Raw genomic sequence first — 8,133 nt, 5'->3', positions numbered from 1 at the left:
CCCCCCCGCCCCCGCCCCCCCCCCCCCCGCCCCGCCGCCCCCCCCCCCCCCCGGGTGGTAGCCAGCTCGTTTCCTGTTGATGAGAGAACTGCCGCGTTGGCCTTCCCAACGCGGCAGTGGCACGCTCAGTCCGTAGCGAAAGCAGCTGCAGCCATCTTCTCCAGGTCGATGTACTGGGCCTTCTCCACGGTCACGCCGACTCCGTGTATCTCGCCGCCTTTGAACTCGCCAGGGGTCACGTACTCTTCGCTTACCGCATCGCCGCTGTCGCGCCCGATGCACAGGCCATCACCGGAAAGGGTGAACTTGCCGAGCTGGGTCTTCATTTCGCCCTCGGCCTCGACCTTGTCGTTCACATACAACCGGGTTTTCCCGGTGGACTCGCCGTTCTCGCCGGCACCAGTGCGCTCGAACTCCATGCCCAGCGTGTACTTCCCGGGCTTCAATTCGGTGGTGGAAACAAACTTCTGCTCCGGCTTGATGCCCAGGAAGTTGTACACGTAGTACAGCTTCCTGTTCTTGATGAACAGGCTGTGGCCACCAAAGCGGGAGCCGTGTGCAAAGATCACGCCGGAGCAGTCGGCGTCCGAGATCTCCACATCGGCCAGTATCTTGTAGGAGCGCCCGCGCACATTCACCGCCACCCCTTCCGGGACGGGCGAGGTACCTGGATAATAGATGTAGCGTTCGCGCGGAACTTCCGTGCTGGGCCGCTCGGTACCCAGCACTTCCGCGGCGGTGCGGTCATCGAGCGGCAGGACGTTGTTGGCGTCGGCTTCTTCGAACCACGCATCGATGAGAGCCTTGAGCTTCTCCGGGTGCTCCCCGGCCAGGTCCTTGGATTCGGACCGGTCCTCGTCGACGTTGTAGAGTTCCCACGCGTCCTTGTCGAAATGGCCCTTGCTGGTCAACGGTGCATGCACGGAGGCGGCCTTCCAGCCGTTTTCCCAGATCCCGCGCGTGCCGAGCATGGCGTAGTACTGCCGCTTCTTCTGCGTGGGCCCGTCCTTGTCGAACGAGTACTTCATCGACACCCCCGACAGCGGGTGCTGCTTGACGCCCCGGTAGGTGTCGGGCATCTGGATGCCGATCGACTCCAGGATGGTCGGCACCAGGTCCACCGCGTGGTGGTACTGGTTGCGGACCTCGCCCTTGGCCTTGATCCCCTTGGGCCAGTGGATCACCATCGGGCAGCAGGTGCCCCCGGCGTATTCCGAGTATCGCTTGAACATCTTGTAAGGCGCCGAGAAGGCCGCCGCCCAGCCGGTAGGGTAGTGGTTGTAGGTTTCCGGACCACCCAGCACATCGATGTACTTGAGGTTCTCCTCCAACGAGTCGGGGTAGTTGTTGAAGAACTTGTTCTCGTTCACCGACCCGGTCGGGCTGCCTTCGCCGGACGCGCCATTGTCGGAACAGTAGAAGACGATGGTGTTGTCCAGCTGCCCGCTTTTCTCCAGGTAGTCCACGATCCGGCCAACCTGCGCGTCGGTGTATTCGGAGAACCCGGCATAGACCTCGGCCATGCGTGAGAACAGGCGCTTCTCATCGGCGCTCAGCGTCTCCCAGGGTTTCACGTAATCGGCCGGGTTGGCCTGGTCCTCCGGCATCGGGTTGAAGTCCGGTATGGCCGTACCCGGCGGCAACAGCCCTTTGTCGATCATGCGCGGCACCACCCAGCGCCGGTAGGCATCGTAGCCCTCGTCGAACTTGCCCTTGTACTTGTCGATGTACTCCTTGGGCGCATGGTGCGGCGCATGGTTGGCGCCTGGGCAGAACCACAGGAACCACGGTTTGGAAGGGTTGGAGGCCTTCTGGTCGCGGATCATCTGCAGGGCCTGGTCGGTCAGGTCCCGGGACAGGTGGTAGCCGTCTTCAGGGCCGTAGGGCTGGTCTATGAACAGATTGTCCTGGGTCAGGTCCGGGTACCACTGGTTGGTCTCACCCCCCAGGAAGCCGTAGAAGCGATCGAACCCCTTCTGCAGCGGCCATTCGGATTTCGGCCCACCCGAACAGATGTCCTGCTCGGGAACGTTGTGGTCCTTGCCGATCCAGAACGTGCTGTAGCCGTTGTCCTGCAGCACCTGGCCAATCGACATGCATTCTTCCGGCACGCGGCCCGACCAGCCCGGGAAACCGTTGGCGGTTTCCGTGATGGCCGACATCCCGTTCAGGTGGTGGTTGCGGCCGGTCAGGAAGCAGGAGCGGGTGGGGGAGCACAACGCCGTGGTATGCCATTGGGTGTAGGTCAAGCCGTTGTCGGCCAGCTTCTGCAAGGTAGGCATGTTGATGGCGCCACCGTATGGCTGCCAAGCCGCCTGCCCGGTGTCGTCATAAAGAATGATCAGGACGTTGGGAGCACCCGCTGGCGCCGTGGGCGGCATGAACGGCTCCCAGTCGGCTTTGGAATCGCGGATGTCGAGTTTGATGACGCCCTTGAACTTCTTCTTGTCCATTGCGTGCTTCCTCGTCGCGGGGCTGGGTGCAACCGGCCACCTTTTAGGGAGCACCTAGTGCACCACGGACGCGTGCCAACCGACCTCCGTAAACATACCGAGCGAGACTAAGTACATCTGCCTGCGGCTCGCCCAGGAGCCCGCAACACGAGAAATTCCTTGTGACAGAGGGCGTTGGCATGAAAATGTCACACATGTCACCCCCCTGTGCGGTGCATGACACCCCCCTGTCATCCCCTCGTCATGACGGGCGGCGGCCGATAGGGCGAGCTAGGGACTTTCCAGCCAGAGCCCGCCCATGCAGCCGAACCGACGCACCGTTTCCCGCAGCGCACTGACCGCCGCGCTCCTTTCCGTCCTGGCCTTGCCGGCCTATGCGGGCAGCAACTGCCAGCTGGTCGATGCCGCCGGCTTGCCGCTGCCGCTCGACAGCAGCGCCGCCGGTGAAGACGCGCTGGCCTGTGGCTCGAATGCGAGCGCTTCCGGCGACGGTGCCACCGCGTTCGGCGCATGGGTGGACCTGGACGGCGACGGCCTAGTCGATACCAACGAAGTTACCTGGGCCAAGGGCAACAACGCCACCGCAATGGGGGCCGCCGCCCAGGCGCTGGGCGACAACAGCACGGCCATCGGCGTCCGCGCGGTGACCAGCACCGCCGGCGGCATCGCCATCGGGGCCGGGGCCGGCGCCGTGCATGCCGGGTCCACCACCACCAATACCACGACCTATACGCCGCCCAACATCATCCAGCAGACCCCCGGCACCGCCCAGGTCAGGGTGGTGCCGGGCGCCAGCGTCAACGCCATTGCGGTGGGTACCGGCGCGGTCGCCAATGGTAGCGACTCCATTGCCATGGGCAGCGGCGCCAAGGTCCGGTCCATCAACGGCACGGTTACCTACACCGAAGACGCCAACGCGGTCATCAGCAAGGTCGAAACGCTGACCGAAGGACCGGCTGTCAACTCTGTTGCCATCGGCAACGGCGCCTCGGTCAACGGTACGGGCTCCATCGCCCTCGGCAACGGCGCCACGATTGAAGGAAACAAGATCGGCGCAACCTTCACTGGGAGCTGGGGAACCTTCTACAGCACCACGGCCGAGTCGGCCGTCAACTCCATCGCCATCGGCAACGGAGCCCGTTCGCGGGGCAACAACAACGTGGTGATCGGCGCTGGCGCCGGCACCGGTGGCGACTATCTCTATACGCAGTCCAGCCCGAACTGGCAGCCCGACCAGAACAGCACCATCATCGGCGCCAATGCCCAGTCCATTCGCGGGCCGGGTACCGCTGTCGGCTATTCCTCGATTGCATACAGTGCGTACTCGACCTCGCTGGGCTACATGTCCTATGCGTTGGGCACCGGTTCGGTGGCCGTGGGCGGCTGGCTGGACTGGGCACAGGCCTACGGTGGCACACCGCGCGGTCCGGGCGGCATCAGCAATGCCTACGGCAAGGCCTTCGCCACCAGCTTGGGCACGGCCGCGTTCGGCAGCGGTACCTATGCCTTCGGCAACTACGGCACGGCCATCGGCCCTGCCGCGGCCACGGGTGATCGCGACACCGAGAACCCTGGCCCCAGCAGCATCATCCGCAACTACGACAGCACGGACCCGAAGGTGGTCTCCGGCTCCTTCGCCGGCGGCTTCTATGCCCAGGCCGCAGGTCGCTCCAGCGTCGCCCTCGGTCGCGAATCCACCGCGGCCGACGCCGATGCCATCGCCATCGGCACACAGTCCGTCGCGTACGGCATTGCCAGCATCGCCCTGGGTGACCAGGCCACCGCCGCCTGGCACCGCAACATCGCCATCGGTGAGAACGCCTATGCCGATGGCTACACCGGCACCGGCAACATCGCCTTCGGCCAGGATGCCAAGACCGCGCCGGGCGTGGGCGGCGAGAGCAGCAACGCCATTGCCTTCGGTACCGGCGCACTGGCCACCGAAACGGCGGCGCTTGCCGCAGGCACGGCCGCACAGGCGACCGGCGTAGGGGCCACCGCAGTGGGCAACAACGCCCAGGCGCTGGCGGACAGCGGCGCGGCCTTCGGTGACGGCAGCCAGGCCACCGCCGTCCAGGCCACCGCCATCGGTACCTATGCCTATGCGGCAGGGGAGTCCGCGCTGGCCTCCGGCACCAACGCCTTCGCCATCGGCGCGTACAGCATCGCCAGCGGCTACAACAGCTATGCCGGTGGCGACGACGCCATAGCCATCGGCAGCCGCGCCGTTGCCGATACCAACGGCGCGCTTGCGTTGGGCAGCGGAGCGGCCGCGTACGGCCAGAACAGCGTGGCGCTGGGCAGCAACGCCGTTGCCGAGGCCGACAACGTGGTCTCGGTCGGCAGTCAAGGTGGCGAGCGTCGTGTGGTCAATGTCGCCGATGGCGTGGGCGCCACCGATGCGGTGAACAAGGGCCAGCTCGACGCCCTCGTGGTTGAAGTGGGCGGCACCATTGGCTCGCAGCTGGACAGCGTGGCCTCCGCGCTGGGCGGTGGCGCTTCGGTCGGCGCCACAGGGATCAGCGCACCGGGGTACCAGTTCCAAGGTGGCAGCTTCGTCAACGTGGGTACCACGTTCGACGCCATCGACGCGGCCTTCAGCGGCCTTACCAGCCGCGTCTCGCAGCTGGAGACCACCGCCGCCAGCCCGGCACCGAGCACCGGCGCACCGTCCGGTACTGGCGATGGCCTGGCACTGGGTGCAGGCTCCAATGCCACCGATGCCAACGACACCGCGATCGGCAACGGCGCCAAGGTCGGCGCCGCCAACAGCGTCGCGCTGGGCAGCAATGCCCTGGTGGATGCGACGGCGGACAACTCGGTCGCCCTCGGTGCGGATAGTCACGCCAGTGCCAGCAATGCGGTCGCGCTCGGCCAGGGTGCCATCGCTGACCAGGAGAACACCGTGTCGGTGGGCAGCGCCACCCAGCAGCGCCGCATCACCAACGTGGCTGCCGGCACCGCTGCAACCGATGCGGCGAACGTCGGCCAGGTGGAGCAGGGCGACGCGGCCACGCTAGCCTCGGCCAACACCTACACCGACAACACCGCCACCCAGACCCTGACCAAAGCCAACGCCTACACCGACGCCAAGCTGCAGTCGTGGGACGACAGCTTCAGCGGCCTGCGCGATGACGTGAACCATCGCCTGCATGAGCAGGACAAGCGCCTGGACCGCCAGGGCGCGATGAGCAGCGCCATGATGAACATGGCCATCAACGCGGCCAACTCGCGCAGCCCCCGTGGTCGCGTGGCGGCAGGCGTGGGCTGGCAGAACGGCGAAAGCGCGCTGTCGGTGGGCTATTCCAAGTCCATCGGTGAGCGCATGTCGATGAGCATCGGTGGCGCCTTCAGCAGCGATGACAACTCGGCCGGCATCGGCTTCGGCGTGGATCTCTGATCCAGGCGCCAGCTTCCACCGCGGCGCCCACGCGGGCGCCGCCATTCCAGCGCATTCCAGGAAAACCCACATGACCTTCCGCCGCACCCTGCTCAGCCTGCTCATCGCCGGCGCCTGCACCCCTGCCTTTGCCGGCACCGTAGACCTGAGCTCGATCGAGGACGCAACGCTGTCGCCGCGTTTCATCGTCAAATACCGCGCCGGCAGCGCGGAGCTGGCACAGCCTGCAGCCCGCCAGCGCTCGCTGGATGCCGCCGCGGGCCGCGCCCGCACGCTGCTGGCCGCCACCGGCACGCCTGCCGCCCAGGGCAAGGCCGCCCTTGGCGTGACCACCCTTCGCGCCACCTTCGGCGGCCGTCATGTCGTCCGCGCTGACCGCCGGCTGGATCGCGCCCAGGCCGAAACCCTGATGCGCGCCATCGCGGCCGATCCGAACGTGGAATCGGTGCGGGTAGACCGCATGATGCATCGCGCCGCCGTACCCAACGACCCGGTACTGGCCAGCCACCAGATGTGGCACTACGGCACCGGTGCTGGCGGCGCGCGCGTCACCACCGCCTGGGAGGCCGGGGCCACCGGCGCGGGTGTCGTGGTGGCGGTGATCGATACGGGTGCCACCCACCATGCCGACCTGGAAGCCAACCTGCTGCCGGGCTATGACTTCATCTCCGACGCGTTCGTTTCCCACCGCGCCACCGATGAGCGCGTGCCGGGCGGCTGGGATATCGGCGACTACAGCGCGGCCAATGAGTGTGGTGCAGGCGCGCCGGCCAGCAACAGCAGCTGGCATGGCACGCACGTGGCCGGCACCATTGCCGAAGTCACCAACAATGGCGTGGGCGGCGCGGGCATCGCGTACAACGCCAAGGTGCTGCCGGTGCGCGTGCTGGGTCGCTGCGGCGGCTACACCTCCGACATCAACGACGCCATCGTCTGGGCGGCCGGTGGCCACATCGAGGGCGTGCCGGACAACACCACCCCGGCCGAAGTCATCAACATGAGCCTGGGCGGCGCGCACGACTGCGACAGCGATACCCAGGCGGCCATCAACGCCGCCGTGGCGCTCGGTACGCTGGTGGTGGTGGCGGCCGGCAACGACAACGCGCCGGTGACCGGGCACGCGCCGGCCAGCTGCGCGAACGTGGTCACCGTCGGCGCTACGGGCTATTCAGGCCAGCGCGCCAGCTATTCCAACTATGGGCCGGGCATCGATCTCGCCGCACCGGGCGGCGCGGGAACCGAAGGCAGCCCGAACGGCTACATCTGGTCCACGCTCAACGCGGGCACCACGGTAACGGCGGGCGATATCTATGCCGGCTACACCGGCACCTCGATGGCCACCCCGCACGTTGCGGCCGTGGCGGCGCTGATGCAGAGCGTTGCCGCCAAGCCGCTGACGCCGTCGCAGGCCGAAGGCCTGTTGAAGGCAACCTCGCGCGCCTTCCCGGTCAAGCAGAGCCAGCCCAATGGCGCCGGCCTGCTGGACGCGGCCGCGGCGGTGGCACGCGCCCGCACCTTCGGCCAGCCGATCGACGGCATTCCCACCAGCCCCGGCACGGCCATGCTGCTGCCGGCCATGGCGGCCGGCCAGCGCGACCTTTATGTGATCGATGTGCCGGCCGGGAAGACCCGCGTGGACATCACCACCTACGGTGGCCGCGGCGAAGTGCAGTTGCTGCTGGGCTATGAAGCCGATCCGCTGCCGAACCAGAACGCGGGTGCGTCGGCCCGGCCCGGCATCAACCAGGCCATCACGGTGAACAGCCCGGCACAGGGCCATTACTACCTGGCCGTTTCCGCAACGCAGGACACCACCGGCGCGCGCCTGCTGGTCAAGGTGAACTGATTGAGCCGATGGAAAACCGGGGTATTTGCAGTGCTGCTCGCCTGCAATGCCGTGCTGGGAATCGATGTACTGACCCGGGAGGAGGGCCCTCGCGGCCCTCCGGCCCGTATCGCGTTGCAGTCCACCGACGATGGTCGCCAGGTTCGGCTGCGCCGGGGGCAGGAGGTCACGGTCGCACTGCCGGCGCTTTCAGCGTCCGGTTACCGCTGCGGTCTGCGCGACCCGTTGCCCGGGCTGCTTTCGCTGGAACAGGTGCCGCCGCGCGTAGGCGGCACGCCCGGATGGATATTCCGGACCCTGCAGCCGGGCCGTGGCGTGTTGCGGTTTGAGTGCCGGCAGGAGCTCTCGGACGGGCCGATGCGGGAGTTTCAGTTTCACCTGCAGATTGATTGAACGCCGCTGGGCGCCGGGTCTGTCGTAGGATTGGGGATTCT

The 8,133-nt window shown here is 66.9% G+C and carries 4 protein-coding genes; 3 read left to right on the top strand and 1 reads right to left on the bottom strand.

Going from position 1 to position 8,133, the window contains the following annotated elements:
* Positions 1–125: 125 nt before the first annotated feature.
* Positions 126–2,453 carry an arylsulfatase gene (locus QMX79_RS03515; RefSeq protein WP_282244435.1) on the bottom strand — a complete coding sequence of 776 codons (2,328 nt, stop codon included), beginning with the start codon at positions 2,451–2,453 and terminating at the stop codon, positions 126–128.
* Between the two features lie 298 nt (positions 2,454–2,751).
* On the opposite strand from QMX79_RS03515, the gene QMX79_RS03510 reads away from it, so the two are divergent.
* From QMX79_RS03510 to QMX79_RS03500, 3 genes are all read left to right on the top strand, one after another.
* Positions 2,752–5,853 carry a YadA-like family protein gene (locus QMX79_RS03510; RefSeq protein ID WP_282244433.1) on the top strand — a complete coding sequence of 1,034 codons (3,102 nt, stop codon included), beginning with the start codon at positions 2,752–2,754 and terminating at the stop codon, positions 5,851–5,853.
* 70 nt (positions 5,854–5,923) lie between these two features.
* Positions 5,924–7,699, top strand: a complete 1,776-nt coding sequence (locus QMX79_RS03505; RefSeq protein WP_282244431.1) for a S8 family peptidase — start codon at positions 5,924–5,926, stop codon at positions 7,697–7,699.
* The gene (locus QMX79_RS03500; RefSeq protein WP_282244429.1) at positions 7,700–8,092 is read left to right on the top strand and encodes a protease inhibitor I42 family protein; all 393 of its coding nucleotides are present in this window, start codon (positions 7,700–7,702) and stop codon (positions 8,090–8,092) included.
* Positions 8,093–8,133 lie beyond the last annotated feature (41 nt).

The sequence above is a fragment of the Stenotrophomonas sp. PS02300 genome (genome assembly GCF_029959395.1).
Lineage (GTDB): Bacteria > Pseudomonadota > Gammaproteobacteria > Xanthomonadales > Xanthomonadaceae > Stenotrophomonas > Stenotrophomonas maltophilia_AD.
The sequence above is the reverse complement of the archived record's forward strand: the minus strand, read 5'-3'. Positions and strand labels throughout refer to the sequence as shown.